At 57.3% G+C, this 26,628-nt stretch carries 18 protein-coding genes and 1 pseudogene; 13 read left to right on the top strand and 6 right to left on the bottom strand.

Going from position 1 to position 26,628, the window contains the following annotated elements; all coding sequences use genetic code 11:
* The first annotated feature begins 174 nt into the window (after window positions 1–174).
* A complete protein-coding gene (locus ACL2XF_RS18645; protein ID WP_413727326.1) occupies window positions 175–2,034 on the top strand; it encodes a glycoside hydrolase family 15 protein in 1,860 nt (619 codons plus the stop codon).
* A gap of 386 nt (window positions 2,035–2,420) precedes the next feature.
* Complete coding sequence (locus ACL2XF_RS18640; protein ID WP_413727325.1) at window positions 2,421–7,622, top strand: hypothetical protein; 5,202 nt, start codon at window positions 2,421–2,423, stop codon at window positions 7,620–7,622.
* Window positions 7,623–7,692: 70 nt separating this feature from the next.
* On the opposite strand, the gene ACL2XF_RS18635 is transcribed toward ACL2XF_RS18640, so the two are convergent.
* A complete protein-coding gene (locus tag ACL2XF_RS18635) occupies window positions 7,693–8,496 on the bottom strand; it encodes a shikimate dehydrogenase family protein (RefSeq protein WP_410012515.1) in 804 nt (267 codons plus the stop codon).
* 267 nt (window positions 8,497–8,763) lie between these two features.
* Here ACL2XF_RS18635 and ACL2XF_RS18630 point away from each other — a divergent pair, with 267 nt between their 5' ends.
* The 7 genes from ACL2XF_RS18630 to ACL2XF_RS18600 all read left to right on the top strand — a co-directional run bounded on the left by ACL2XF_RS18630 (window position 8,764) and on the right by ACL2XF_RS18600 (window position 16,417).
* Window positions 8,764–9,822, top strand: a complete 1,059-nt coding sequence (locus ACL2XF_RS18630) for an NAD(P)-dependent alcohol dehydrogenase (RefSeq protein WP_413727324.1) — start codon at window positions 8,764–8,766, stop codon at window positions 9,820–9,822.
* 1,365 nt (window positions 9,823–11,187) lie between these two features.
* Window positions 11,188–11,694, top strand: a complete 507-nt coding sequence (locus ACL2XF_RS18625) for a ferritin-like domain-containing protein (RefSeq protein ID WP_410012513.1) — start codon at window positions 11,188–11,190, stop codon at window positions 11,692–11,694.
* 98 nt (window positions 11,695–11,792) lie between these two features.
* Window positions 11,793–12,713 (top strand): manganese catalase family protein, encoded by a 921-nt coding sequence (locus ACL2XF_RS18620; RefSeq protein ID WP_410012512.1) that lies wholly within the window; start codon window positions 11,793–11,795, stop codon window positions 12,711–12,713.
* A gap of 310 nt (window positions 12,714–13,023) precedes the next feature.
* Window positions 13,024–14,460, top strand: a complete 1,437-nt coding sequence (locus tag ACL2XF_RS18615) for a cytochrome ubiquinol oxidase subunit I (RefSeq protein WP_413727323.1) — start codon at window positions 13,024–13,026, stop codon at window positions 14,458–14,460.
* Between the two features lie 2 nt (window positions 14,461–14,462).
* Window positions 14,463–15,473, top strand: coding sequence for a cytochrome d ubiquinol oxidase subunit II (cydB, locus tag ACL2XF_RS18610; RefSeq protein ID WP_413727322.1), 1,011 nt, complete (start codon window positions 14,463–14,465; stop codon window positions 15,471–15,473).
* A complete protein-coding gene (locus ACL2XF_RS18605; protein ID WP_413723556.1) occupies window positions 15,430–15,651 on the top strand; it encodes a DUF2474 domain-containing protein in 222 nt (73 codons plus the stop codon). Before cydB ends, ACL2XF_RS18605 begins: the two co-directional genes overlap by 44 nt.
* Before the next feature lie 601 nt (window positions 15,652–16,252).
* The gene (locus ACL2XF_RS18600) at window positions 16,253–16,417 is read left to right on the top strand and encodes a general stress protein (RefSeq protein WP_410012508.1); all 165 of its coding nucleotides are present in this window, start codon (window positions 16,253–16,255) and stop codon (window positions 16,415–16,417) included.
* A 329-nt stretch (window positions 16,418–16,746) separates the two neighbouring features.
* Here the strand turns inward: ACL2XF_RS18600 and ACL2XF_RS18595 are convergent, their stop codons facing one another.
* Complete coding sequence (locus ACL2XF_RS18595; RefSeq protein ID WP_413727321.1) at window positions 16,747–17,634, bottom strand: LysR family transcriptional regulator; 888 nt, start codon at window positions 17,632–17,634, stop codon at window positions 16,747–16,749.
* Window positions 17,635–17,754: 120 nt separating this feature from the next.
* Between ACL2XF_RS18595 and ACL2XF_RS18590 the strand changes: the two genes are divergently transcribed.
* Window positions 17,755–18,738, top strand: a complete 984-nt coding sequence (locus ACL2XF_RS18590) for an NAD-dependent epimerase/dehydratase family protein (RefSeq protein WP_410012506.1) — start codon at window positions 17,755–17,757, stop codon at window positions 18,736–18,738.
* A gap of 221 nt (window positions 18,739–18,959) precedes the next feature.
* Window positions 18,960–19,916, top strand: a complete 957-nt coding sequence (locus tag ACL2XF_RS18585) for a GNAT family N-acetyltransferase (protein WP_410012505.1) — start codon at window positions 18,960–18,962, stop codon at window positions 19,914–19,916.
* Between the two features lie 73 nt (window positions 19,917–19,989).
* Here ACL2XF_RS18585 and ACL2XF_RS18580 read toward each other — a convergent pair whose 3' ends face one another.
* Window positions 19,990–21,486 carry an NCS1 family nucleobase:cation symporter-1 gene (locus ACL2XF_RS18580; RefSeq protein WP_410012504.1) on the bottom strand — a complete coding sequence of 499 codons (1,497 nt, stop codon included), beginning with the start codon at window positions 21,484–21,486 and terminating at the stop codon, window positions 19,990–19,992.
* Window positions 21,487–21,630: 144 nt separating this feature from the next.
* On the opposite strand from ACL2XF_RS18580, the gene ACL2XF_RS18575 reads away from it, so the two are divergent.
* Both ACL2XF_RS18575 and ACL2XF_RS18570 read left to right on the top strand, forming a co-directional pair.
* Window positions 21,631–22,347: a GntR family transcriptional regulator gene (locus ACL2XF_RS18575; protein ID WP_410012503.1), complete on the top strand. Its 717-nt coding sequence runs from the start codon at window positions 21,631–21,633 to the stop codon at window positions 22,345–22,347.
* 114 nt (window positions 22,348–22,461) lie between these two features.
* Window positions 22,462–23,202: an aspartate/glutamate racemase family protein gene (locus tag ACL2XF_RS18570; RefSeq protein WP_413721921.1), complete on the top strand. Its 741-nt coding sequence runs from the start codon at window positions 22,462–22,464 to the stop codon at window positions 23,200–23,202.
* 57 nt (window positions 23,203–23,259) lie between these two features.
* Here ACL2XF_RS18570 and ACL2XF_RS18565 read toward each other — a convergent pair.
* The 3 genes and pseudogenes from ACL2XF_RS18565 to ACL2XF_RS18555 all read right to left on the bottom strand — a co-directional run bounded on the left by ACL2XF_RS18565 (window position 23,260) and on the right by ACL2XF_RS18555 (window position 26,562).
* Window positions 23,260–24,670 (bottom strand): annotated as a pseudogene (locus tag ACL2XF_RS18565) (AtzE family amidohydrolase).
* Window positions 24,667–24,876: an oxalurate catabolism protein HpxX gene (gene hpxX / locus ACL2XF_RS18560; RefSeq protein WP_413721923.1), complete on the bottom strand. Its 210-nt coding sequence runs from the start codon at window positions 24,874–24,876 to the stop codon at window positions 24,667–24,669. Before hpxX ends, ACL2XF_RS18565 begins: the two are co-directional and overlap by 4 nt.
* Window positions 24,877–24,975: 99 nt before the next feature.
* Window positions 24,976–26,562, bottom strand: a complete 1,587-nt coding sequence (locus tag ACL2XF_RS18555) for a gamma-glutamyltransferase family protein (RefSeq protein ID WP_413727320.1) — start codon at window positions 26,560–26,562, stop codon at window positions 24,976–24,978.
* Between the last annotated feature and the right edge of the window lie 66 nt (window positions 26,563–26,628).

Here is a 26,628-nt window from a genome sequence, read left to right as displayed (position 1 = left end):
GCATCCCGCCCATTAACTCCTGGCTAGGGGATCAGGGGTTTATTCCCGGGCGCCGGCAGCGCGCCGGGTGTTGGAATGCTGAAGCCTGTGACAATGATCACAGTTGTACTACGCTTAATCGTATCCCACGCCGCGGCCGCCGGCGTTCATTGATGAGCCAGGAATCAGCCAGTTGTGAAGAACAAAACCTTTATCTCACCCGCCCGGGAACAGGGGTACGCGGAGCTGGGCGACTATGCCGCGATTGGCGAGGGCCGTTCCGTGGCGCTGATCGCCCCGGACGGCGCCATTGACTGGTGGTGCGCGCCCAATATCGATTCACCGCCGCTGTTCGACCGCATACTTGATGCCGGTATCGGCGGGTATTTTCAGCTGGTTCCGGAGGGGGCCTGGCGTATGCGGCGCGGTTACCGCCGGGACAGCAATGTGCTGGAAACCCATTACGAGACGGCAAGCGGCAGCGTGCGGATAACGGAATCGCTGAACAGTACCTTGGCGGGCCGCCTGCCGTGGAACGAACTGGCGCGGCGCGTCGAGGGGCTGGAAGGGACGGTGCGCATGCTGCTGCGATTAAAGCTGGGTACGCGCGCCGAAACGCAGTCGCCCTGGCTGGATGACGCGCAGGGCATACCGGTGTTTCATCTTGGCGATCTGATGGCGATGCTGCGTTTTTCCGACGATATCACCCTTACCGGCAGCGACGATGAAGGGGTAAGCGGCTTTTTTATTACCCGCCCCGAGTCCCGCTCGCTGGTGGCGCTGGTGGCCACGGAACGGGAGCCGCTGGCGGTGCCGCCGCTGGCGAAGATTGACCAGCGTATCGAGACCAGCGATCGCGCCTGGCGCGACTGGGCGGATAATCTTACCTGGGATGGCCCTTATACCGATCACGTTAAGCGTTCAGCGCTGGCCCTGAAGTTCCTGTGGTATGCGCCCACCGGCGCGCTGGCCGCGGCGGCCACCGCTTCGCTGCCGGAAGGGCTGGGCGGCGGGAAAAATTACGATTACCGCTATGCCTGGGTACGCGACGCCTGCCTGATCATCAAGGCGTTTGTTTATCTTGGCGCGCTGGAGGATTGCAAAGCGGCCTTCTCCTGGCTGACCAATACCATTATCCGCCATGATGGCGTACTGCGCGCCTGCTATACCCTTGAGGGCGGGCTGGTGCCCGAGGAGCGCTTCCTGCCGCTGAAAGGGTACCGGGGCACCCAGCCGGTGCGGTCCGGCAATAATGCCAGCGACCAGGTCCAGCTCAGCATGTATGGCGATATGCTGGCTACCGCGCGCCTCTTTATCGATGCCGGTCATATCCTGGATCTCTCAACGTCGCGGCTGTTGGGCCATCTCGCCAACCGCTGCGCCGACAGCTGGCGCGAACAGGACAGCGGTATCTGGGAACTGCCGGAAAAACAGCATTATACGCATTCAAAGATGGCCTGCTGGCTGGCATTGGACCAGGCTGTCGCCCTGGCGGACGCGGGCCATATCGAACCGACCTGGAAAGGGCGCTGGCAACGGGAGCGCGACCGCATCAGCGCCTGGATTGAGCGGCACTGCTGGTCTGAACAGCGCCATGCGTATACCTTTTACGCCGGCAGCGACAGGCTGGACGCAGCCATCGCGCTGACCCACTATTATGGCAGCAAGGTCAATCCGGCACGCATGCTCTCCACGCTTGGCGTTATCCAGCGGGAACTTGGCGAGGGCGGCCCGCTGGTTTATCGCTACTCCGGCATGGACAAAGAGGAAAGCGCATTTGTCGCCTGCGCCTTTTGGCTGGTGGAAGCGCTGGCGAATATGGGGCGCCAGGCGGCGGCGGATAACGCCATGGAAGAGATTTTAGCGACGCTTTGCCAGACGGGGAATGTGCAGATCTTCAATGAGATGTTTGATACTAAAACCCAGACCTGGCGCGGCAATATGCCGCAGGGCTTGAGCCATCTGGCGCTGATCTGCGCGGCAAAAGGACTGGCCGGGGGCGCTACCGGGCAAGGGCAGGCCCTGACCCGATCGCCGCCCGTGGATAAGGCGTAGGCGTTCAGAGATAAATCCTTGTCCGGAGCGGAGTGATGGCGCCCGTGATGGCCGGGCGGCTGCGATAATAATAGCGCCGGCAGCGTCCTTCGGGAAGGGAACCTGGGCCAAGGTAGCCTTTACAAAGGCTTCAGGCGCGCCGGCTGCTGACAATCCAATAAAAAATCAAAAAAGGAATGCGGCGGGTTTTTATCATTCCCGCCGTCAATGTCGCTTTTGGAAACGTTTATTGCTGATGAAGGTTTTTATTTGTGAGTAATTTATATGATTTTTTCTTTAATAAGATATTAATTTAGCTATTGTATATTAATCAATTTTTTAATCGTGAATTCTGTAAGGTAATTTATATATTAAATATATGTTATTAGTGTTTACAATAGCCCGGTGTGTATTTTGGGTTAACAACGCGAGTGCTATATAAAAATATCTTTAAAATATCCATTATCATCATTGGGGGAAATAAAATGAACACTATTTTTCCATCGCTATGGCCGCCGCAGGCGTACCCTGACTATGAAAAGAAAGGCCATAACAAATTAAATAATAATTTAACTGCCGGGTACCTATATCACCATGCCCCGCAGCGAAATAATGCCATTCTTAGCGGAGAAGAACTTTTCCATAGGGCGCACGTTCTCAAACAAGAAAGCAGCCGGCAGCTTGATGATAAGCCTCGCCAAATAGCCACGCTAAATCAGCCCCAAAATATTTTCGAGCGCATCCTCTATGGTCTTTTGCTGGTGTCCTCCTTAAAAGTAGCACAGCAACATCAGGTAAAACCACCGGCAATGTCTTCTTCTTTCCCACGGCCATTCCTCCCTCCGGAGCGAAGGATAAAACGCGAGGCTTTGCCAGCCCTGCACGATTACGCCGCCGAAAGAAATTATCGCATTGCCACATACCTTAATAAAAATATAGGCGTCGGAATTAATCCCGACTTCACGGATGATAAACATCTGGCCATAATAATTATCGACAGCATCGATCGGCATCCGGAGCTTATGCCTGATGTTGCCCGACTGACGTTGTACGGCAGTCAGCTCTATGGAGAACGCAGGGGAGAGACACTCAGGCCTTTACAGCAAAAGGGACTGATAGGACAACTGCTTTGCCAGCTTATTTTCAGGGAAGACAATATCGCTCTGCGCATAGCGAAATTATTTGATGCTAATCGCAGCATCACCCACCAGGCGTTTGCCGCCCTGGTGGAAACATGGCCGTTGTCAGAAAGTTATGTGCGGAATAAATGGTTGTGGCAGGAAAAGTACGAGGCAATGGAAATTCCGACGCTGTATCTGAAAAGCTATTTTCACGTCAAGGACCAGCCGGCATGGATGGCGCAAAATCAGACTGCCATCCTTGATCTCGATAATTTGTGGGTCGGCAGCCTGACCTGGACATTATTGCATTTCGGCGCCCGGGCAATTGTGCTTGATAACCCGGATAACCTTATATCGTCATCCCTGTCATCCCTGATTGAATTAGGTATTGGCCTGGTCAGTACATCCTGGCATGGCTTGCTGGCCACAAGCGCGGAATCGACAATGTATCTGGGATTGGTGTTGTATTATTTGCGCGCCCGCCCTGAACTGAGCATTGGGCAGATAATGGCCGAGGGCAGCTTGGATGAAGTGTTTGCCTGGTTTAAGGCCGATCTGGAAAAGCGGCATCTCACCGCGCAACATCTTTATGACAGTTTTAGCTATTACAAAATCAATTTTCAACGGCCCATATGGCGTTCGCGCAAGTCGGCGGCGGAGGAATTACTCAAGCAGCACTGCGGCAGCGCGCAAGCTCTCATTATGGGCTATGACAATCTGGATAGACATGACCCCCCATCGCATGCTCCGGACCCTGTCGGGCAGTTAATGAGATCGTCCACGGCCCTGCAATGCGTGGCTAACGGTGCGTCGATCCCGAATCTGGATACTTTTTATCGTCGGGAGGTGGACCGGTTCGCGATGAAAATCCGCGCCCTGGACACGGCGCTGCTGGAAGCGGTATTTATGCCCAGTGATGTTCTTGATGATAATCTACAAGCGGATGATGAGCGGTTTCTGCAAGGAGCGGAAATTAAATGGGTGGCCCCGCGGCTGACTCAGCGCCGGACCATACAGGATATGTTTTATTCAAATAAGCCTATTCATTATCTTAGTAAACCGGATACGTTTTTTTTCCAGGGCGGTCAGGGGAGCGATCGCCGGCTATTTGCACTTCGGATCACAGATATGGGCTATCTGCTGCGCAAGATTGCGGTTAATGATCCGCATCTTGGCACCCTGATGCCGTTTATGGCGGACTGGCCGCTCCCGGAGCGGGTCTCGCAGCACGAATTTACCCTTCTGCCATTAAATAATACCGGCATCTCAAAAGAGCCGAATGAAACATTGTCCCTGTTTCTGGAGCGTTATGCCGATTTCCATTACCAGCTTTACCGGCTCAAAATCCATGAAATGGGGTACGAAGAGGAGAAGTCTGGTTTTCATCACCTTATGGCATCGTTGCCGGGGCTTATCATCCCTTTCTATGGTTGTGCCAACGCCCTGCACGCCGGACAAGCCCAGGATGCCTTTACCTCATGCCTGATGGACGGCGCTCTGGTGGGCTTGCCGCTGGTGTTTACCGGCGTCAGGGCCGGTCTGGGGTTGTTCAGGAGCGCGGCGATTGGCGCCGCCAGGACCTTGAGCGGGCCGGTATTCAGCGCCTCGGGACAAGAAGTCTTCAGGAATATAGTGCCGACAAGGATACAACTCGCCGGGGGTATCGAGGCTACCCACGCCCAATTATGGCCATTTATGGATACCGTGGGAAAAGGCATACTGAAAAGTGTCGACCCTGGTTTTGCCGCCGCCCGATCGCTGAGTATATTGACTAAAGGCCTGTATCTGGCCCTCCTTGGCAGGACGACCGTCGGGGTGGTGGCGTGGCGATCCAATATTGCAAAAGTGACCAGCGGACTGCCGAAATTTGTGCCCGCAATCCACGTACAGGATGCAAAAATAGTCTTTGGCGCCGAGGGCAGGGTCCCTTTAACCGTGGCCATCAAGGGCGTCATCTATCCTGTGGCGAAAGTACAAAACAGCAGCATAGTGGCGGTTGAGACCGGTGAGCGTACCCCCGACGGCAAGCTGCTGTTTGTCCAAATGGATCTGCAAAGCCAGTTCGGTATTTATAAGAAATACTATTGTCTGGAAACGGGTAGTGCCGTGTGTAATCTGGCCGAATATAGCCTGCCGGATTTCAGGATTGAAAAAAATGCCGAAATACCTCCTGCAACAGAGGTGCAGCTTTTTTGGCCGCTTTCCAGCAGCACGCCTATTTATTTGTTGGTTGTGCATCCGCTCCATATTCTGGATATAGCCGACAAGACATGGGTGATGTTTGAGATCAACGGCAGACGCTGGGCTTTCTCCAGGGACAATGGCACCCTGATGCCGGCGGATAATCTCGATGATGCGCAGGTGCGCGTCCGCCGAAGCGGCGAAGCCATTGCCATGATCCACACGGGCGATAACGACCGGACATTCTCGCTGCGTTTCACGCCAATGCGGCATCAAAAAAAGCGCGAAGCCGCTCTGCCGCGGGTTTTGGACTGGCATCAGTTATTGACTAACTATACGCTCAATGAAGATGAATCCACGGGTTTTAACGCCCTGATCCATGACGAAACGCACCTGGACGTGCAGATAGGCGATGCGCGCTATTTATTATTGCCCGAAAAAAACGCCGCCACCTTCCTGATGTGCCACCCGGCGCAGGCTAACGCGCCGGTGTTCCGGGTGGCATATCAGGTTGGTAAGGGCGATTTCGTTTTTGCCTCGCCGTGCGAACCGCTCAATGCCCACCATATCGGTGAATTATTGCGCCGGAAAATTGCCGATCATCCCCAGGCCACCCAGGAGCCTTATATTAATATCCTGTTGCCGCCTTTGGTGAACGGCGCCTTCCGCTACGGCAATAAAATGTTCCTTAATCTCGGCGGGCGGTTTTTACATATCGCGCCGTTTAACGGGGTTTATCACACACTGTCCCTGGACGAGGGTGAGGCGGGGTCCGTTAATAGTTACTGGACCCTGCGTTATGAATTATTTACGGGCTGCTTCGATATCATTGACATAAGCGACCGACCTCCCGCGCCCGGTCATGACGCAGGCTCGCTCTCGCGGTTTGAGAAACTCGCCGCACGGACATATGCAAAAAGCAGGTTTCCCTCCCTGGCGGCGCTTTGCCGTAGGGAAAACGCGACTCAGGACGCGGCGTTGGCCCAGGGGCATCCGCTTCGTACCCGCTTACGGCAGGTGGCGTTGCTGCTGCGTCTTGATCCGCTGCGGCGAGACGAGATCCTGCACGCCTCAAGCAGTGCGCTGCGTACCTTTAAAATGGATAAAACCCTGCCGGCGGAGTGGACGGCGGAATACCCGCCTTTGGCGCTCTGGGCCACGTTGGTTAATGTGGTGGCGGCCTGCCAGCGCGACCGTTCGCAAGGCAACCCGTGGTCAAGCAGGCAATTGGCTTTCATCGCTGATCATCCATGGCACTTTTTCCCGCCGTTATTGATAACCCAAGGCCCCGATTGCAGAGCAACCCTCATTAACGAAGACGCGGCCCATGAAGTTATTTTCGAGCAGAAAGGAATAGCGCTGGCGCCATTGGCATCGGAAACGGGATACCGTCGCTGGTTTCCGGCCCCGGGCGGCAATCAGCCGACAATAGTGACCAAATTCATCCTGGCGGAGACACAGCAGCCCATTTTCTGGGTGGACGGGGATAACCAGATCTGGGCGCAGACGCCCGACGGCGTTAAAACCCGGCTATATCGGCAAGCCAGCCACCATCCCGTCGACGATATTATCGTTTCACCGGACGGCGATATCGTCGTATTGGTTACCGAGCGCACACAAGGCAGGATCCGGGCTTTATATTATCATCTGCCGTTTATGGGCAGTCCGTCGGCGGGACAGGATAAAGAATTCTTCGAAGAAGCCTTGCTGACGGGTATCTTTGTCCCCGGCCGGGCGTTGTGGGTTACAAACCAGGGCGATTTATACGCACCATGGGAAAAGCACTGGTCTTTTTTGGAAGACGACCATCCACGCTGGGCGACGCCTGAGGGTTTCCAGCCGGATTTTGTGTCCCCCGACCAGCGTTTTCTTGGTTTTGTTAAGCGCGATGTGAATATGGCCGACCATGAAATCCTGTTACATGATACGACCAACAATAAACAACACCTATTGCCACGCAGCCAGCCCTTATTCTGCGAGGGCATTGGATTGGGCAGAATGGTGAGCGCCGCGTTCTCAGCCCTGAACGCGCTGGTGGCGGTAGGTTTTGCCGATGGTTATATTGAAATATTCCGTATTGGCGGCGGCGAGGAGACCGGAGGCGTTTTTTCGCTTGGTTATGCGCGGCTGCCGATAGGCCGGTTCATCCTGACGGATACGGTTCTGCCCAAACCAAAACAGATGGTGATGAAATTTAACAATGCTTTTGACCAATTGCTGGTGTTCCACGATGTGGGTGATTTCCGGGCAGACCATCAGGGCAATGGGACCTACGCTGTTTCAGAGATCTCCCTGGCGGAATTATAGACAGGTTCGTTCGTATCATTCCGGCTCAAACTTCCCGGCGTGGCCCATGGCCTGGCGGGAGAGCCGCTCATCAGCTCAGCATAAAGTCGATAAGCAGCGGGACCTGCGCCATGATCATTTCCTTGCCGTAATGGACCGGCAATCCGGCCTGGGCGGCGTTGGCCAGCAGGGGCGTTTGCTCCGGGAACACCACAATATCGCACACCACCGTGGAGGCATCCAGATAGCGCAATGAAAAGGGCTGTGCGGTATCGCCGCTCATGCCGACGGAGGTGCCGTTAATGGCGATATCCACCTCCCGGGGAAATTCATTGCCCTGCTCAATTAACACTCCGGGATAAAGGGACCGCAGCTGTTGACACAGCGCGGAGGCTTTACCGGCGGTGCGATTGAAGATAACCAGCCGACGGGCGCCATGGGCGGCCACCGCAAAGGCAATCGCCGCCGCCGCGCCGCCGGCGCCGGCCAGATAAACGCTTTTACCCCGGATGCCATATCCCCGTGTTTGCAAACCGGCGACAAACCCTTCCCCATCCATCATGGTGCCGCTTAACCGGCCGTCGGGAGCGCGCTTAAATACGTTACAGGCTCCGATGGCCCTGGCTGAGTCGGATACCCTATCCAGCAGGGGCAACACGTTGCGCTTGTGCGGCATGGTGACGACCGCCCCGCAAAAATTGCGGCAGGCCTTCAGCCCGTTAATGGCGTCCGCTAAACCGGCGGAGTCGACATGCAAAGGGATCATCAGCGTGTCCGTGATCCGTCGCTCGCGCAGCGCGGCATTAATTAGCGCTGGGGATTTAGCCTGTGCCACCGGATCGCCGATAATGCCCAGGAACCGCAGGTTGCCGTTGACCGTATTGCGTTCGTCCATGCCCGTGCCCGTGAATGATTGCGTGTTATCTGAGCATAAAACAAAAGCCCGCGGGCTGCATCAGCAAGAGAGAATTTGCCCGATGAGAGGGAAGGGGGTTTGTACCGTTAGCGCAGCGTATTCAGCGGCATAGGCGCGCCGGCGCGCGGTTCGCGTGGCGCAAGAAATCAAGCGGAATAGGCAATAATCCGGAAGGATCGGACTGACGCCGGCCCGCCGGGCGCGTGTAAAGTCAGGGAACGCAATTCAATCAACTGGGAGAGATGTATGAAGACTATCGGTTATGCGGCGCTGAAGGCCGGTACCCCACTGGCGCCCTTTTCCTTTGAACGGCGCGCCCTGCGCGGCAATGATGTGGCGATTGAGATTTTGTACTGCGGCGTTTGCCATAGCGATCTCCACCAAAGCCGGGACGACTGGCAAGATTGGGGGCCGACGACCTATCCTTGCGTTCCGGGCCATGAAATCATCGGCCGGGTGATTGAGATCGGCACCGGCGTTACGCGCCACGCCGTTGGTCAATTGGTGGCGGTGGGAACTATTGTCGACAGTTGCCAGCATTGCGACCAGTGCCGCAAAGATCAGGAACAGATGTGCCGGGAATACCCCACGGTGACCTATAACGGCCACGATCGCCTCACCGGCGAGATCACCCGCGGCGGTTATTCCAAGCATATCGTCGTGCGGGAAGAGTTTGTCCTGACATTGCCGCAGGGGCTCGATCCGGCCCGCGCCGCGCCGTTGCTTTGCGCGGGTATTACCGTTTATTCCCCGTTACGTACCTGGAACGTTGGACCCGGGACCCGGGTCGGGGTCATCGGCATCGGCGGTCTTGGCCACCTGGCGGTTCGGCTGGCCGCGGGCCTGGGCGCCGCGGTGACGGTGATTACCCGCACCGGTGAAAAAGCGGCGGAAGCCAAAGCGCTGGGCGCGGAAAAAATGCTGCTGTCCACATCACGAGACGATATGGCGGCGGCAGGGGCTTCTTTTGACGTGATTATCGATACCATTCCCGTTTCTCATGATGTGTCGCCCTACGTGCAACTGCTGGATATTGAAGGCGCGCTGGTGATTGTCGGCAATTTGGGGAATATGGCGGGCTTTAGCAGCCTGCCGTTGATTATGGGGCGCCGGCGCATAACCGGTTCACCCTCGGGCGGTATTGCCGAAACCCAGGAAATGCTGGATTTCTGCGCCAGGCAAAACATCCTTCCCGACTGTGAAATCATTCCCATACAGCATATCAATCATGCTTTTGAACGTATGGAGCGTGGCGAGGTGAAATATCGCTTTGTGATTGATATGGCATCGCTGGATATGGCCTAGGTTGTTTCAGGCGTAGGGAACAGGCCGGCATCAGCCGCCACCTTTTTATTGATGGGTTTATACCCTTTGGCCCCTGTCCGCTGTAACAGGACAGGGGCCTTATTATTTTATGCGCTTTCCTTGGATGGCGGGCCATTCCCCCGGACACTTTAACCGGCGGCGCGCGAGGTTTTTTCCCTGGTCCCGGCTGAGTCTCCATACGCAAGCCCACCGTTGCCGTGGCATTATTCTTATTTTTCGCGACCGTGATTTTTTTGGCTAACAGTCGGTTTGGTTAGCGCGTTGATAATATATATCATTCTCATCTGTGACGTGACATGCGCGTAATAATCCTTTCCCGGCGATGGCGCCTGCTGAAAAATAGCGGCCGCGCTGGGAAGAGGAAAATTCCATAACAGACGGATTTAATGTGAATTTTTTATAGAGTTGCATAAAACATAAATCTAATCTAATGAAACAGCTCCCCGCTTCGCTTAATTTCCGGATTGGCGCCACGCCAAACAATCATTATCACTGGCATAAAAAGAGCCGGCGCGTTGATGGTAAAAGTTTATTTTTTTATTTTTCCATGGCAGGGTGCGATGATAACGCTATGAATAAAATGGTTTTTTTATAAAGTCAAAAATATCGATTCAAACTTGCGCTTATCTTAAGATGCGCTACATTTTAATAGGTACAACAAGCGAGACATTAACTAAACAATTAACATCAAGCACCCTCTAATGTTATGAGTGTTGCGCAGAGTTGCAGGAGAATATTCTTATGGCCGCGCAGTGATAGGGCGGGGGAAGATTACTGGACCCTGTGAAATAGGGTAGTCAGCGGATTAAATATACCGCAGACGCTTTATTTTTGTTAAGAGTATCATCCGCGCTGGGGGTTAATTGTTCATCTTTAATGCGGTGAGATAAATTATTCGACGGCACCCATACATTTAAACCCGGTCAATGTAAACCAGGCTAAAGTGCCAGGCGTATTTATCATCACGGGCATAAAATGACGCAATGACAGCTATTTTAAGCAATGGAACATTATTGTATGCCTGCAACGTATTATATTTCATAGCCCGGGCGAAATGGCATTGGAAAATAAAGAAATTGACGCTGCACCGTGCAGGGCAGGGTTGTTAGGTACTCTATTTTCCCCCATGTTTTTTGCCGGATAACCGCAAAATGAAAGCGCGGCTGCAGAAATATTTTCTTTTTTCCGCGCGCCGTATCTTGTTAACCATTACTTCAAATTCAAGGCCCGGTTTTTTTTGGCACGGCAGTTAAGCCACCCTACCTCCCTGGTGCATACGTTCCTGGCAAAAAGACCACGGATACCACGACAGGCAGGTTTGTTTAATCAATTGAGAGGTGAATCATGACTTACGAAGAAAATTACCACGATTGGCTTCGTGACGCGCACGCCATGGAAAAACAAGCCGAAAGCATGCTGGAAAAAATGGCCGGCCGGCTGGAGCATTATCCCGATCTGAAGGCGCGTCTTGAACTGCATAGAGAAGAAACCCGTCAGCAACTGGTGCTGCTGGAGGACGTGATTGATCGTAATAACATTTCCCGTTCAACCTTAAAAGACGTCATGGGGAAAATGTCGGCCTTTGGGCAGGCGGTGGGCGGCATGACCGCGGAGGACGAAGTGGTTAAAGGCGCCATCAGCGGTTATGTCTTTGAACATTTTGAAGCCGCTTGCTACACATCGCTTATCGCCGCCGCCAAGCTGGCCGGGGATGTTGAAGGCGCCAGGGTTTTTGAGCAAATCCGCGAACAGGAACTCGCCATGGCCGAATGGGCCTTTACCCATCTGCCGAATGTCACGGAACAGTTTATGGTGCGTTCCGCCACGCCCGATGTCGAGGCGAAAAAATGATCTTGCCGGATAAAGCGACAGGTTGCTTCGTCCGTGGTGAGAATAAGGGAAAACCGGCATGGAAGCATTGAAAATAATAACTTTTGTCGGGAGTGAGCATGTTTAGACACGTAAAACAACTTCAATTTACCGTTCGTGTCGCCCAGCCTAATCCAGGGCTGGCGAATCTTCTGCTGGAGCAATTCGGCGGTCCGCAGGGCGAGCTGGCGGCGGCGTGCCGCTATTTCACCCAGGGCCTCGGGGATGAAGATCCGGGACGCAAGGATTTGCTGCTGGATATCGCCACGGAAGAACTGAGCCATCTGGAAATTATCGGCTCATTGGTCGGCATGCTTAATAAAGGCGCCAAGGGCGATCTGGCGGAAGGCACCGAACAAGAGGCGGAATTGTATCGTTCATTAACCGGCAACGGCAATAGCAGCCATACGACGGCATTGCTGTATGGCGGCGGACCGGCATTAACGAATTCCGCCGGCGTGCCCTGGACCGCGGCGTATATTGATACCATCGGTGAAGTGACCGCCGATCTGCGATCGAATATCGCCGCCGAAGCGCGGGCGAAAATCATTTATGAACGTCTGATTAATCTGACGGACGATCCCGGGGTAAAGGATGCGTTGGGTTTTCTGATGACGCGTGAAGTGGCGCACCAGATTTCGTTTGAAAAGGCGTTGTATTCCATTCGCAATAACTTTCCGCCGGGCAAGCTTCCGCCTATTGAAAAATATGCCACTACGTATTTTAATATGTCGGATGGCGGCGAGGTGCGCGGTAGCTGGAATTCGGATGAAAACTTCGCGTACGTCGCCAATCCCGCGCCGGCGGTTGACGGGGGTGATGGCGGCGCCAGCGTGGCGCTGCCGCCCAGGCAGCAGGCCAATGTGGATACCCTGACGCTGCGTACCCAATCCGATCCGCAGGTGAATCCCATCACCGGCGCGGAAATCGGCGCGGTGCCCCCGATTGAGAACGAGGCGGCCGGGCAGACCAAACCCGCGAAGAAAAGCAAGAAAAAATAAAAACCCCGCGGTTTACCCACGGCATCTTTTGCCGGGGTAAACCGCTGCTATTGGCGTTATTGGCTTATAATAGGTGAGCTGGCCTGGAAAACATCTTTGCCCATTGCTTCCCGTCATGCTGCTTATGGCCTCTCATCAATAAGGCTATTTTTATTACACGGGCAGGATCCTGGCCAGACTGAGCAACCAATGTTATCCCTTAATTGCCGTGCCTGGGCGTGAGCGCAGCAATGCGGCTTATCGCGACGTCTCAGGACGGTGGCAACGGCTAAAAGCCCCTCTCAGGAGAGCCGGGCAAGCAGAGGTAAGCATGGGCGATATGCACGCGTTTATACTGGCAAGGATACAGTTTGCCTTTACCGTTTCTTTTCATATCATTTTCCCCGCTATCACTATCGGTCTGGCCAGTTTCCTGGCGGTGCTGGAAGCCCTATGGCTTAAAACCCGGCGGGAAAGCTATCGCGATCTTTATCATTTCTGGCTAAAAATATTTGCCATTAATTTTGGTATGGGCGTGGTCTCGGGTCTGGTTATGGCCTATCAATTCGGCACCAACTGGAGCGGGTTTTCGGCTTTTGCCGGATCCATCACCGGCCCTTTGCTGACCTATGAAGTCCTGACCGCCTTTTTCCTTGAAGCCGGATTTCTCGGCGTTATGCTATTTGGCTGGGATAGGGTGGGGCCGGGATTACATTTCTTTTCCACCTGTATGGTGATGCTGGGCACGATAATGTCCACGTTCTGGATCCTGGCCTCCAATAGCTGGATGCATACGCCGCAGGGGTTCGAGATTGTCAACGGCCAGGTTATCCCGGTGGATTGGCTGGCGGTGATTTTTAATCCCTCGTTTCCTTATCGATTGCTGCATATGACCATCGCCGCGTTTCTGGCCTCCGCTTTTTTCGTCGGCGCCTCCGGCGCCTGGCATTTGCTGCGCGGCAATAATAGCGCGCCGGTACGTATCATGTTTTCAATGGCGATGTGGATGGCGCTGTGCGTCGCCCCCATACAAGCTTTTGTCGGCGACGCGCACGGTCTTAATACGCTTGAACATCAGCCCGCCAAAATCGCCGCCATAGAGGGGCATTGGGAGAATACCGCCGGCCGGGCCACGCCGCTGATTGTGTTCGGCTTGCCCGACATGCGCGCGGAAAAAACGCGCTTTGCGCTGGAAATACCTTATCTCGGCAGTCTTATTCTTACCCATAGCCTGGACAAGCCCATTCCCGCGCTGAAGGATTTTCCGCCGGATGAACGTCCGAACTCCACCATTATCTTTTGGTCATTCCGGATCATGGTCGGCCTGGGCTTATTGATGATCACCGTGGGCGTCGCCGGCCTGTATTTGCGCTGGCGCGGCACATTATTTCACAGCCGCCCGTTTCATCAATTTGTTTTATATATGGGCCCTTCAGGGTTGCTGGCGATCATTGCCGGCTGGTTTACCACTGAAATAGGCCGCCAGCCATGGGTTGTTTATGGCCTGCTGCGTACCAGGGACGCGGTGTCGGCCCACGGCGCGCTGCATATGAGCATCAGCCTGCTGGCGTTTATCGTGGTTTATTTTGCCGTCTTTGGCACCGGCATTATCTATATGCTCCGGCTTATCAGGCAGGGGCCGCAATCCAGCAGCGGACGGCACGCGCCGGAAGGCGGCCCCGGACAGAAGCGGACGCCGGCCCGGCCGTTGTCGGCGGCGGACAATGGCGCCGCCGGCGACGAGGGTTTTCCTGAGGGGAGACACTAATTATGGGCATCGATCTTCCGCTGATTTGGCTGATCATCATTATTTTCAGCATCATGATGTATGTGGTCATGGATGGTTTTGATCTGGGCATCGGCCTGCTTTTTCCGCTGGTGAAAGAACGCCGAGATCGCGATGTTATGATGAATACCATTGCGCCGGTGTGGGATGGGAATGAAACCTGGCTGGTGATGGGCGGGGCCGGATTATTCGGCGCGTTCCCGCTTGCCTATTCGGTGATCCTGGACGCGTTGGCAATCCCGCTTACCCTGATGCTTATCGGATTGATATTTCGCGGCGTGGCGTTTGAATTCCGCTTTAAGGCCGCCCCGGAGCGCCAGCATATCTGGGATAAATCATTTTTTGCCGGTTCCCTTGTCGCCACCTTTTCGCAAGGGGTGGTATTGGGCGGGTTTATCAATGGCTTTGCGGTGCAGGCGCGCCACTACAGCGGCGGCGTCCTGGACTGGCTTACGCCGTTCAGCCTGTTTTGCGGCCTGGGACTTATGGCGGCCTATGCGTTGTTAGGCAGCACCTGGTTAATCATGAAAACCGGTGACCGGCTGCATAGCGACATGAAACGGTGGGCCGGGCTGTTAACCCTGGCGTTGCTGGCCATTATCGCCATTATCAGCGTCTGGACGCCTTTGGCGCAGCCGGCGATTGCGCATCGCTGGTTTAGCCTGCCGAATGTGTTTTTCTTTTTACCCGTGCCGGTGTTGGTATTACTCACGGCCTGGGCGCTGCGGCGCGCGATTATGCGGGACGATACTCATTATTCACCTTTTCTGCTGACCCTGTTTCTTATTTTTATGGGCTATAGCGGCCTGGGCATCAGTATCTGGCCTCATCTTATCCCGCCGTCGATTACCTTTTGGGACGCCGCCGCGCCGCCGCAGAGCCAGGGATTCATGCTGGTCGGCGCCTTGTTTATTATTCCCCTGATCCTGGTCTATACGTTTTGGAGTTATTATGTGTTCCGGGGCAAGGTTAGCCATAATGAAGGCTACCATTGAGGGGGACAGAGCTATGGCGCTGATACGAAAAATGAAACATTCACCGTCCTTGCCGTCCTGGTGGGGCCGTATATTTTGGCTGGTGGTGATTTGGTGTGGCAGTGTGATGGCGTTGTTTATTGTTTCTCTGATATTAAGAATGATAATGAGCATGGCAGGATTGAAAATAGCCCACTGATAAAATATTAGACCAGTAGGCATAACAGACATGCTTCTCTGGCAGGCTTTTTTTGGGTACGCCGCCAGGGCATGGCGTTTATTTATGATGGCCTCCTTGAAATAATGAAGTGCGGACACATAATGATATTGTAGTCTTATAACGATAAGATGTGATGACGTTTTTCCCTGGTGAAGTTTTGCCCGCCACCACTCGCTCCGTTGTGGAACGGCGGGATTTTTTTATCTCAAACTATCATATTATTCGCGATGTTTATGCGGGTATCGCGTTTCACCAAATTCTAAGCTTAATTTACCGCTGACGCTTCTGCCGGCGAAAGCACGGCGCATGGCAATAATAAAATATTGCCTGTTTTTTATGCGTTTACCCGTCAGGTTGCCGGGAATATAAATAAGAAATTTTCTTTAATTTTTTTACAAAATGTAACGACAACAAATAACAATTTGAATAGGAATGCTTTTTATGAAAAATAGGCAAACCTTGCGTTTTGGGCATGATGCGCTAAAGTTAAAAATGTAAGACGCGCATACACTTTATCTCCTGATATACCTATAGATAAAGGTATGCAAATAAGTAAACCATGAATAAGAGGAATATTATTATGACCGAACATCGTGGTGGTTCAGGTAATTTCGCTGAAGATCGTGAAAAAGCCTCCCAAGCCGGTAAAAAAGGCGGCCAGAATAGCGGCGGTAATTTCAAGAACGACCGTGAAAAAGCGTCTGAAGCCGGTAAAAAAGGCGGTCAGAACAGCAGCCGCAGCTAGTGCTGTTCAGTGCAAAACGCACTATCAACAGAGGTAAGTGCCTATAAAGATGTAAGTACCTATACATAGGTGCCTATAACTCTGTTACCCCGGCGCGTTGACTGCCGTCCGTGCCGGGATTTAATTTTACAAGCAAGAATGACGGCTTGTTTTTATTATCCGTGTTGGTCATCCGTAGCGTGATGTAACCTGTTGATTTTCGCATTCGTGAACGTGATTTGCCCCGCCGGCTATCCTCTTCATCTTCATCACCGCCTGCTTTAGCCCATCATGCAGTATTTTCCTGATCTCAGCACCGCGCCTTTAAAACCTTGCTCTCTAAACGCTTGCTAGCCCAGCTCTCCGGTATGCCGTTGCAGGCAAAGCACCAGCGCGTCGAAGGTCGCTTTGCAGCGCGGGCTGGCGCGCAGATCCTCATGCACGATGATCCAGGTGGGCAGGATAAACCCGTACTGTTGCGGCAGTACGCGCACCAGGTCCCCCGCCAGCGCCGTTTGGCATATGCCGATGCCGCAGCCGGCGCGGATAAGCGCCAGTTGGGCCAGATCGCTGTCGGCGCGAAAGGTGAAGGCATCGCGCGTCCATACCGGCAACTGCCTGCTCGCGGCCCGCAGATAAGGCGTTTCTTCATCGAATCCGATCAGCGCATGCCGGGTCAGGTCGGCGGGCGCGGACGGTACGCCGTGCCGGCGCAGATAGTCGCGATGCGCGTAGAGGCCGAGCTTCACATCGCCCACGCGTCTGGCGATAAGCGATTCCTGTTTGGGCGGGGTCATACGAACGGCAATATCGGCTTCGCGCCGCAGTAAGTCCTGTACCCGGTTAGTGGTCACCAGTTCAAGGCGCAGCAGCGGATGCGATTGTTTTAGCTGCGCCAGCATTGGCGGCAATACTTCCGTCCCTATCACTTCGCTGGCCGAAATCCGTACCGTACCGGCGATTTCCCGGCCACGGCCGGTGGCCGCCCTTTCCAACGCCGCGGCGGTATCGCGCATGGTTTCGGCATACCCCCGTAAGGCTATTGCGCCCTCCGTCGGGGATAAGCCGTTACGCGATCGGATAAACAAGGGCTGGCCGAATGAGGATTCCATGGCCGCGATATGGCGGCCCGCTGTTGGTTGGGTAATGCCCAGGGCACGCGCCGCGCCTGAGAGCGACCCTTCGGTGAGCACGGCGAGAAAAGTGCGGTAGTATTCCCAGCCGATAGTTGAGCCCATAAACCCCCCACCCCTCTTTTGTTGACCATACATAAATGTATAGGTTGTAGCCTGACATAGACAATTTCTTTTATACGCCGCCGCATTAAAATTCTCTTATAACCCTTGGGGAGAAATGCGATGAACATAACGGACAATCCGGCGCATACGGCTTTGGTCCTTGGCGCGACTGGCGGCATTGGCGGCGAAGCAGCGCGCAAATTGCATCACGCCGGCTGGCAGGTGCGGGCGCTTTACCGGCAGGCGCCGGCCGCCGGCGAATACCGGGACGGCATCCACTGGCTGCGCGGCGACGCGATGAACCCCGGGGATGTGATGCGCGCGGCGCGGGGGTGCGGCGTGATTGTCCATGCCGTTAATCCGCCGGGCTACCGACGCTGGGCAGAGCTGGTGCTGCCGATGATCGACAATAGCATCCGCGCCGCCGTCGCCGAAAACGCCACCATTATGCTGCCGGGCACGGTTTACAATTATGGACCGGATGCTTTTCCATTGCTGAATGAAGATGCCCCGCAGCATCCGCTGACCCGTAAGGGCGCCATTCGCGTCGAGCTTGAACGGCGTTTGCAGGCGGCGGCCGATCGGGGGGCGCGGGCCATCGTGGTGCGGGCCGGGGATTTTTTTGGCCCACGAGCGGGCAATACCTGGTTCTCGCAAGGCGTGATCAAACCGGGACGGGCGGTGAAGGTGATCAATAGCCCCGGGAAGGCCGGTATCGGCCATCAGTGGTGTTATCTGCCGGACATCGCCGAGACGATGGCGGCGTTGCTGGCCCGGCGTGAGACATTATCGCCTTTCAGCACCTTCCATATGGCGGGGCACTGGGATGATGACGGCATGCAAATGGCGCACGCTATTCGCCGCGTGGTCATGCGCCACGGCGGGCAGCCAGCGTTGCGCGCTTTTCCGTGGTGGCTTACCTCGCTGTTGGCGCCGGTGGTGCCCACCCTGCGTGAACTGCAGGAAATGCGTTATCTCTGGCGCCAGCCGGTTAGGCTGGATAACAGCCGCCTGCAGGCGATGCTGGGCAGCGAACCCCATACGCCGCTGGAGCTGGCGGTGGAAACAACGCTGATGGGCTTGGGGTGTCTTACAGCCCATTGAGGGAAATGCCGGCCCCGGGCGGCCATGATATCACGGCCTCACACACCGGACGCGCGGGGCACCGACGGAGTGATGGTTCCGGCCCCGCGGATACCGTTATTGCCGATCTTATTATGTGATGACCCTCTATGTCCCCGCCGTTACATCGCGTCCAGGCCTCGACAGGATGCCGGATTCGGCCCTATAGTAAGTTGCATAATACAACTATATGGGCAATTTGCATGACAGAGGATGATCTGCCGCTGGTTGACGGCATTCGCGCGGCCTCGCGCCAGATGGTGCGTAAACTGGGGTTTATGCAATCAACCCTGGCTGCAACCGACTATCCGCCTTCGGCTGTGCATGCCATGGTGGAAATTGGCGCGCGGGGCGATATGACGGCGGCGCAGCTCACTGAGCTGCTGGGCCTGGAAAAGTCCAGCGTCAGCCGCATGGTGCGTAAGCTGATTAACGCCGGGGAAGTGAAAGAAACCGCCAGCGCCGTCGATGGGCGCGTCAAACTCCTGGCCTTAACCGCGGCGGGCCAGCGCACCCGGGCCGTTATTGAGGCGTTTGCGCGGCAACAAGTAAGGGCGGCAATGGAACGCATGCAGCAAGCGGAGCGGCAGGCGGTTGCCCGGGGTTTGGCTCTTTATGCCCAAGCCCTGACGTCCCATGGCCAGGCGCCAGCGCAGATCGCCGCGCCGGTGCGTATAGATACGGGTTATCAGCCCGCCGTTATCGGCCGCATCGTACAAATGCATGCGCATTTTTATTCCCGTCATACGGGGTTCGGCCAGTTTTTTGAAGCCAAGGTAGCCAGCGGTTTGGCTGAATTTACCGCCAGGCTGGCCCACCCTGACAACCAATTATGGACCGCCGTCGACAGCGGGCGGATCGTGGGTTCGGTCGCCATTGACGGCGAGGATCTGCCCGGGCGGCAGGCACATTTGCGCTGGTTTATCGTGGAAGAGGGCCTGCACGGGGCGGGTATCGGCCGGCGTTTGCTGCAAGAAGCGCTGGCGTTCTGCGACCGCCGGGCTTTTACCGCCACCCAGCTGTGGACTTTCAGCGGGCTGGATGCGGCGCGGCGTCTTTATGAGTCACAGGGTTTTGTCCTGGCCGAGGCGTCTCCCGGCCGGCAATGGGGCCGGGAAGTGATGGAACAGCGTTTTGTGCGGCCCTGTCACGCGGATTAGCATCACCACAATTTATAATCATCCGCCGCGCAGCATCAGCCCCGGACACCCGGGGCGGTGCCAGGGCTAAAGCCTATTCTTTCGGCGCCGGCGCCAGGCCCGCGTAATGCATGCCGGCGCTGGCGACGATATCGCGCCGCGCCAGATAGCGATAGCAGCCGGCGCCCAGAAAGACGCCGATAAACCAGCTGAAGTTCGCCACCTGATGCAGGCCGGGGGTAAAGCTTATCGCCAGCCCTATCAGCACCGCCGGCGCCAGGGCCATGATCGCCTTGGGGTTAAAACCATTATTATACCAATAACGGCCGGACGGCGTGGCGTTGAACAGGTCGTCCACCCATACCTTGCCGCGCTTGATAAAATAGAAGTCGGCGATCAGGATCCCGAACAGCGGGCCGATAAACGCGCCCAGCACGTCCAGCGTGTAATGGATAAGCTCCGGCGACTGGAACAGATTCCACGGCGTCAGCAATACCGAGCCCACCGCCGCGATCATGCCGCCGGTGCGAAAGCTGATTTTCTGCGGCGAACAGTTGGAAAAATCGAATGCCGGCGAGACAAAGTTCGCCACGATATTAATGCCTATCGTCGCGATAATCATGGTCAGCAGGCCCAATGCCACCGCCACGCTGCTGCCGACCCGGCTGACGGTTTCAATCGGATCGGTAATCATCTGGCCGAACAGACTCTGGGTACCGGAGACGATGACCACGGTGACAATGGAAAACAGCAGGAAATTGAACGGCAGGCCCCAGCGGTTGCCCCGGCGGATTTCATCCATGCTTTTACCGTAGCGGGAGAAATCGCCGAAGTTCAGCAGCGGTCCCGAAAAATAGGAGACCACCAACGCCACCGCGGTGAGCATTTCCCAGGCCTGCTGGCCCGGGGTCAGCGCTTTGCTGCTCAGGGTAAAGGAGATATTGCTTATCCCGGTCTGGAACAGGATCCAGCCGGCCAGCGCCAGCATCACCACGTAGACCGCCGGTCCGGCAAAATCGATAAACTTCTTGATGGCGTTCATGCCGTGCCAGAACACCATCGCCTGGAGCAGCCACATCACGCCAAAACAGAGCCATCCCAGCGTGGAAAGCCCCAGCCAGTGGCTTTGCGTCAGCGCCTGTAATGACGGCACGAATTTCAGCAATACCAGCATCAGGGCGTTCGCCGCCAGATAGGTCTGGATGCCGTACCAGGCAAAGGCGATAAGCCCGCGGATCACCGCCGGGATATTGGCGCCGAATACGCCGAACGCCTGGCGGCAGATCACCGCGTAGGGCACGCCGGCCATCTGGCTGGGTTTCGCCACCAGGTTGGCGCAGATTTGCACGATGCAAATGCCGAGCAGCAGGCATAACAATACCTGCCAGCTCGCCAGTCCCAGGGTGAAAAAGCTGGCGGCCACCACGTAGCCGCCCATGCTGTGCACGTCCGACATCCAGAATGAAAAAATATTGTACCAGCTCCAGTCCTGCTGGCGGGTAGGGGCTAAATCCTCGTTGCAGAGCTTGGGGCTGTAACGGCTGTGATCGGTGGATCCAATGCTATCGCTTACCTGATGAGTGTTTGGCATGAAATGTGCTCCTCTTATCACTACCCTTGGATGTCGGTACTGAGGAATGATTTGCAGGATCCAGGCCAATGCGACAAAATGTGTATACTTAATTTTTAATTTTGGTATACGGAAATAGATCTCTATCGTATACAGGAGCGGTGAATGTCCAGTTGGTACGGCCTGAAAAGTACTGTTTTTTCGCAGGATAAGGACGATGAGATTTATCACGCTATAGTCAAAGCCATCGTCGAGCATCAGCTGCCGCCCGGCAGCAAATTGCCGGAGGAAGCGCTGGCGGCGGCCTTCGGCATCAGCCGTACCGGCATTCGCAAAGTGCTGCAGCGCCTTGCCGCAGTGCATTTGATCCGGCTTACGCCCAAGCGTGGTGCGCAGGTGATCACCCCGGGGGTGGATGAGGCGCGTCATGTCCTGCTGACCCGCCGCATGCTGGAGTGCGCGAATTTACCGCAGGTGGCGGCACACTGCGAGGCGGTGCATATCAGCGCGCTGGAGGATCTGCTGGCCGGGGAGGCGAGGGCGCATGAAGAGCGGGACGGCGCCACCGCGATTCGTCTTTCCGCGCTGTTCCATGTGCAGCTGCAGGCGATTTCCGGCAACGAGGTGCTGACGCAAATGGTCTCGCAGCTCACCCTGCGCTCCTCGCTGGTGATTGCCGCTTATGGCGCGCCGTGGCAGCAGGGTTGCCGCTGCCATGATCACCAGCAGCTGGTCGCGGTGTTAAAGGCGGGGGATACCCCATCGCTGGTGCGGCAGATGGAACAGCATTTCGACGATATCCTGGCGAATCTTCATTTCGAGCGCAGCGGCGAAACCACGCCGGACTTTGCGCGCTTATTCTCGCCGGCGGTAAAAGGGTAGTACTTGCCCGGTTCCGGCCCCGGGCGGCACAGAAATCTGGCCGCCCGCCCGGGCGTAACCGGATAACCATCGCCGTATATTCGGTGCAGGCACAGGTAGAAAGGAGCCGCGATAATGGCCGCTTGTCGTATACAATTAATCAATCCCAACACCAGCGTTGCCATGACCGAGCGGATCCAGGCGGCCGCGCGGCGCGTTGCCGCGCCGGGCACCGATATCGTCGCGGTCTGTCCGGCGGAGGGCGTGTCGTCGGTGGAAGGGCATTTCGACGAAGCGGTGGCGACCATGGGCGTGCTGCAACGGGTGAAACAGGGCCGCGAACAGGGGATGAACGGGCATGTCATCGCCTGCTTCGGCGATCCGGGCCTGCTGGCGGCGCGGGAACTGGCCGGCGCGCCGGTGGTCGGCATTGCCGAGGCGGCGATGCATATGGCGACCCTGGTGGCGACCCGTTTTTCGGTGGTCACCACCCTGCCGCGCACGCTGGTTATCGCCCGCCAGCTATTGCACAGCTACGGTTTCGAGCGGCACTGTTCCCGGCTGCGCGCCATTGATTTACCGGTGCTGGCGCTGGAGGATCATTCGGGGCTGGCGCAGCAGCAGGTGCGGGAGCATTGCATCCGGGCCAAGCGGGAAGACGGTATCGGCGCCATTATACTGGGCTGCGCCGGAATGGCCGACCTGGCGCAGGAGCTGACCGGGGAACTGCAACTGCCGGTGATAGACGGCGTCAGCGCCGCCATTAAGCTGATTGAATCCCTGTACGCCATGGGATTGTCCACCAGCAAATACGGCGATCTGGATTATCCGCTGCCAAAAGAGATCAGCGGCCATTTTAACGGGCTGAACCTGTAGACCAGCCCGTAAAACCCGGCATTTAACGTTGCCCGCCGTGGCCTGCGTCGTCAGCCGTCAGGCCGCTTTTTGGCAGGCGGCGGTCGCCGCTACCACGCCGCTTTGCTCCAGCGCCCGCGCGGCGCGCAGGCAGAGATCCTCACGCCACGGCGCGGCGATCAGCTGCACGCCGATCGGCATCCCGCCCGCGATGGTGAGCGGTACGGTCACCACCGGCAGACCCAGAAACGACACCGGCTGGGTCAGCATGCCCATGCTGGCGCGCACCGGCAGCGCCTGGCCATTAACGGTAAACGTGTCCTGGCCGATAAGCGTGGCGCAGCAGGGCGTGGCCGGCGCCAGCAAAATATCCCAGTGGGCGAATAGCGGCTGGATGCGCTCCTGCAAATAGCGGCGAAAACGCTGCGCCTGGATATACCACGCGGAAGGGAGCATCGCGCCGGCTAGCAGGCGCTCGCGCGACAGCGGCTCAAAGCGGTGCGGTTCCCGCCGCAACGCCGGCAGGTAACGGTTGCCTCCCTCCGACGCGCTGAGGATAAAGGCCGCCGAGCGGGCGAGCGCCGCCTCGGGGAACATCACCTCTTCGTCCGCGCCCAGCGCCCGGGCGACGGTGTCCAGCGCCCTGGCGGCATCCGCGTCGCACCAAGCGCGGAAATACCCGCCCAGCACCGCGCAGCGCAGCCCCTCCTGTCCCCGGTCCAGCAGCGGCAGCGTCGGGCTGACCGGCCGGTCGGCCTGGAACCCGTCCCCGGGGTCAATGCCCTGCAACGCGTCATAGACCGCGCTGAGATCTTCACAGCACAGCGCCATCGGCCCGATATGATCCAGACTGGCGACAAATGAATGCGTACCGCCGCGCGACAGCCGGCCAAAGGTGGGTTTTAAGCCCAGGATGCCGCACAGTGACGACGGCACCCGGATGGAACCGTTGGTATCGCTGCCCAGGGAAAACTTTACCAGCCCGGCGGCCACCGCGGCGGCCGACCCGCCGGAGGAGCCGCCGGCGATGCGCGCCGGGTCGCGTGGATTGCGGGTGGCGCCATAATGGCTGTTCTCGGTGGTAAAACCATAGGCGTAGGCATCCATATTCAGCATGCCGGACAGCAGGGCGCCGCTGCCGGCCAGTTTGGCCACCGCCCAGGCGTCCCGCTGCGCCGCGGCGCGATCGCTGTACAGGCTGGCGCCGGCCAGGGTGGTTTCGCCCGCCACGTCAAACAGGTTTTTTACGCCATAGGGGACGCCCGCCAGCGGCGGCAGGGGGGGAGCCGGCACGGCGCAGCGCGTCCAGGGCGTCGGCTTCGCTTAACATTCTCTGCGTCGTGACCCGGGTCCAGGCGTTCAGCGCCGGATTGGCGGCGTCGATGGCGTCCAGGACGGCGCGGGCGATCTCACGGGCCGATACCTCGCCCCCGGCCAGCAGGGCGGTGATCTCGGCTATCGATAATGACGCCAGGGTGGTGATGTTCATGCCTTGTACACTCCCGCCACGTCCAGCCGGTCATCCAGCGGAAAGGCCATCAGTGGCGCCGCCATGGCGGCGATGCGCTCAAACTGCGCCAGCAGCTCCGCGCGCCTGGCGTCATCAAGCTTAAGCGCCAGCACGCTTTCCATCTGGCGGATATAGGCCGCGCAATCGATGGGAACGGCATCGCCAGGCGGGGAATCGTTTGGCATTGAGTCGCCGGGCGCTGAATCGCCCGGTACGGAAACCATGGGTACCGCATCGGTCGGAATCAAGGGCTTATCCATCAGGTTCTCCAGGTTTTGCTAACACTAAAATCCGGCGGCGCTGCCGTTGCTGCGCGGGTCAAACGCGCCCTCCAGCATCCCGTTGGTATGGCGCACTATCGCGCCGGCGTGTCCGACCGCTTCGCTGAAATCCGGCAGGGACTCCACCTCGTGGCCGAGCGCGCGCAGGGCGTCAAAGGTGGCGCCGCTAAAACGCCCTTCGAGTTTCAGGGTATCGGTGGCCTGCCCCCAGGTCCGCCCCAGCAGCCAGCGGGGCGCGTTGACGGCTTGCTGCAACGGCATGCCCTGCATGATATGGCGGGTAAATATCGCCGCCTGGGTCTGCGGCTGGCCGTCCCCGCCCATGGCGCCGTAGACCATGACCCGGCCGTCATGCAGCTTTGCGGCGGCCGGATTAAGCGTATGGAACGGATATTTGCCCGGCGCCAGCGCCCGCAAATGCCCGGGCTCCAGGCTAAAGGCGGCGCCGCGGTTTTGCCACAATATACCGCTTTTCGGCAGCACCACGCCGCTGCCGAATTCGTGGTAAATGCTCTGGATAAAGGACACCGCCAGCCCGCTGCTGTCCACCGTGCCCATCCATACCGTATCCCCCGGCGCCAGCATACTGCCCCAGGGCGCGGCGCGTTCGGCGTCCACCCGGCGCGCCAGGCCGTCCAGGAAAGCGGGCGCCAGCAGGGCGTCAGGATCGCAGGCCAGGTACGCCGGGTCGGTGATAACTTCATCGCGCAGCGCGAACGCCAGCTTGGTGGCCTCGACGATGCGATGGATGGTCTGGGTTTCAGACTGCGCGGCCATGGACAGGCGATCGGTAATGCCGAGGATGGCCAGCGACACCAGGCCCTGGGTGGGTGGCGCCAGGTTAAACAGCTCGCCTTTGCCGTGCGCCAGGCGCAGCGGGGCGCGCCGTCTGGCGCGGTAAGCGGCCAAATCCGCGGCGGTGACCGGCATGCCGATCGCCTTCATTTCCTGGGCCATGCCGGCGGCTACCGGGCCGCGGTAAAAACTGTCCAGTCCCTGCTCCGCCAGGGCGATAAGGGTTTCGGCGAGCCGCGGCTGGGTAAAGCGGCTGCCGGCCAGCGGAATCTCCCGATGGGGAAAAAACACCCGGGCAAAATCCGCCCGGCCCGCCAGTTCGGAGAATTTGGCGCGGGAAGCCTGTTCCTGCGACAGGGAAACCGGCATGCCGTCGGCGGCATAACGGATGGCGTCCGCGAGCAGGCTTGATAGCGGCAGCCGCGGGTAGCCCATTTCCGCCGAGAGCGACAGCGCCTCAGCCCAGCCGGCCACCGTGCCCGCCACCGTCAGCGCCGACATCGCGCCGCGATGGGGGATAAGCGCCTCATCCCGGTAAAAATCGAAGGTCGCCAGCGAACCCGCCGGGCCGCCGGCATCGATGGCGACCGGCTCGCCGCGCGGCGGCACGATAAGCCAGAAACCATCGCCGCCCAGGCCGTTCATATGCGGGTAGACCACCGCGATGGACGCGGCGGCGGCCACCATCGCTTCAATGGCGTTGCCGCCCGCGCGCAGGACGGCCAGCGCGCTTTCACTGGCAAGATGATGCGGCGTTACCGCCATGCCCATCGGCGCCATGGAACTGTTGTTCATCGTGGTCAATATCTCTTGTTAACGGGCGGAGGCTGGCAACAGTTAAGCAAGAGGCGTTCCAACCCG

The organism is Sodalis sp. RH19, from assembly GCF_047324215.1.
Taxonomy (GTDB): domain Bacteria; phylum Pseudomonadota; class Gammaproteobacteria; order Enterobacterales; family Enterobacteriaceae; genus Acerihabitans.
Note: the sequence above shows the minus strand (reverse complement) of the source record. Positions and strands in the feature narration are given on the sequence as shown.

Bases quoted from the DNA above. Each gene is read 5' to 3' on its own strand.
- ACL2XF_RS18580 (WP_410012504.1), bottom strand. From the start codon at position 21,486: ATGCCAAACACTCATCAGGTAAGCGATAGCATTGGATCCACCGATCAC.
- ACL2XF_RS18575 (WP_410012503.1), top strand. From the start codon at position 21,631: ATGTCCAGTTGGTACGGCCTGAAAAGTACTGTTTTTTCGCAGGATAAG.
- ACL2XF_RS18620 (WP_410012512.1), top strand. From the start codon at position 11,793: ATGTTTAGACACGTAAAACAACTTCAATTTACCGTTCGTGTCGCCCAG.
- ACL2XF_RS18595 (WP_413727321.1), bottom strand. From the start codon at position 17,634: ATGGGCTCAACTATCGGCTGGGAATACTACCGCACTTTTCTCGCCGTG.
- ACL2XF_RS18600 (WP_410012508.1), top strand. From the start codon at position 16,253: ATGACCGAACATCGTGGTGGTTCAGGTAATTTCGCTGAAGATCGTGAA.
- ACL2XF_RS18570 (WP_413721921.1), top strand. From the start codon at position 22,462: ATGGCCGCTTGTCGTATACAATTAATCAATCCCAACACCAGCGTTGCC.
- ACL2XF_RS18630 (WP_413727324.1), top strand. From the start codon at position 8,764: ATGAAGACTATCGGTTATGCGGCGCTGAAGGCCGGTACCCCACTGGCG.
- hpxX (WP_413721923.1), bottom strand. From the start codon at position 24,876: ATGCCAAACGATTCCCCGCCTGGCGATGCCGTTCCCATCGATTGCGCG.
- ACL2XF_RS18555 (WP_413727320.1), bottom strand. From the start codon at position 26,562: ATGAACAACAGTTCCATGGCGCCGATGGGCATGGCGGTAACGCCGCAT.
- ACL2XF_RS18625 (WP_410012513.1), top strand. From the start codon at position 11,188: ATGACTTACGAAGAAAATTACCACGATTGGCTTCGTGACGCGCACGCC.
- ACL2XF_RS18635 (WP_410012515.1), bottom strand. From the start codon at position 8,496: ATGGACGAACGCAATACGGTCAACGGCAACCTGCGGTTCCTGGGCATT.
- ACL2XF_RS18605 (WP_413723556.1), top strand. From the start codon at position 15,430: ATGTGTTCCGGGGCAAGGTTAGCCATAATGAAGGCTACCATTGAGGGG.
- cydB (WP_413727322.1), top strand. From the start codon at position 14,463: ATGGGCATCGATCTTCCGCTGATTTGGCTGATCATCATTATTTTCAGC.
- ACL2XF_RS18585 (WP_410012505.1), top strand. From the start codon at position 18,960: ATGACAGAGGATGATCTGCCGCTGGTTGACGGCATTCGCGCGGCCTCG.
- ACL2XF_RS18590 (WP_410012506.1), top strand. From the start codon at position 17,755: ATGAACATAACGGACAATCCGGCGCATACGGCTTTGGTCCTTGGCGCG.
- ACL2XF_RS18615 (WP_413727323.1), top strand. From the start codon at position 13,024: ATGGGCGATATGCACGCGTTTATACTGGCAAGGATACAGTTTGCCTTT.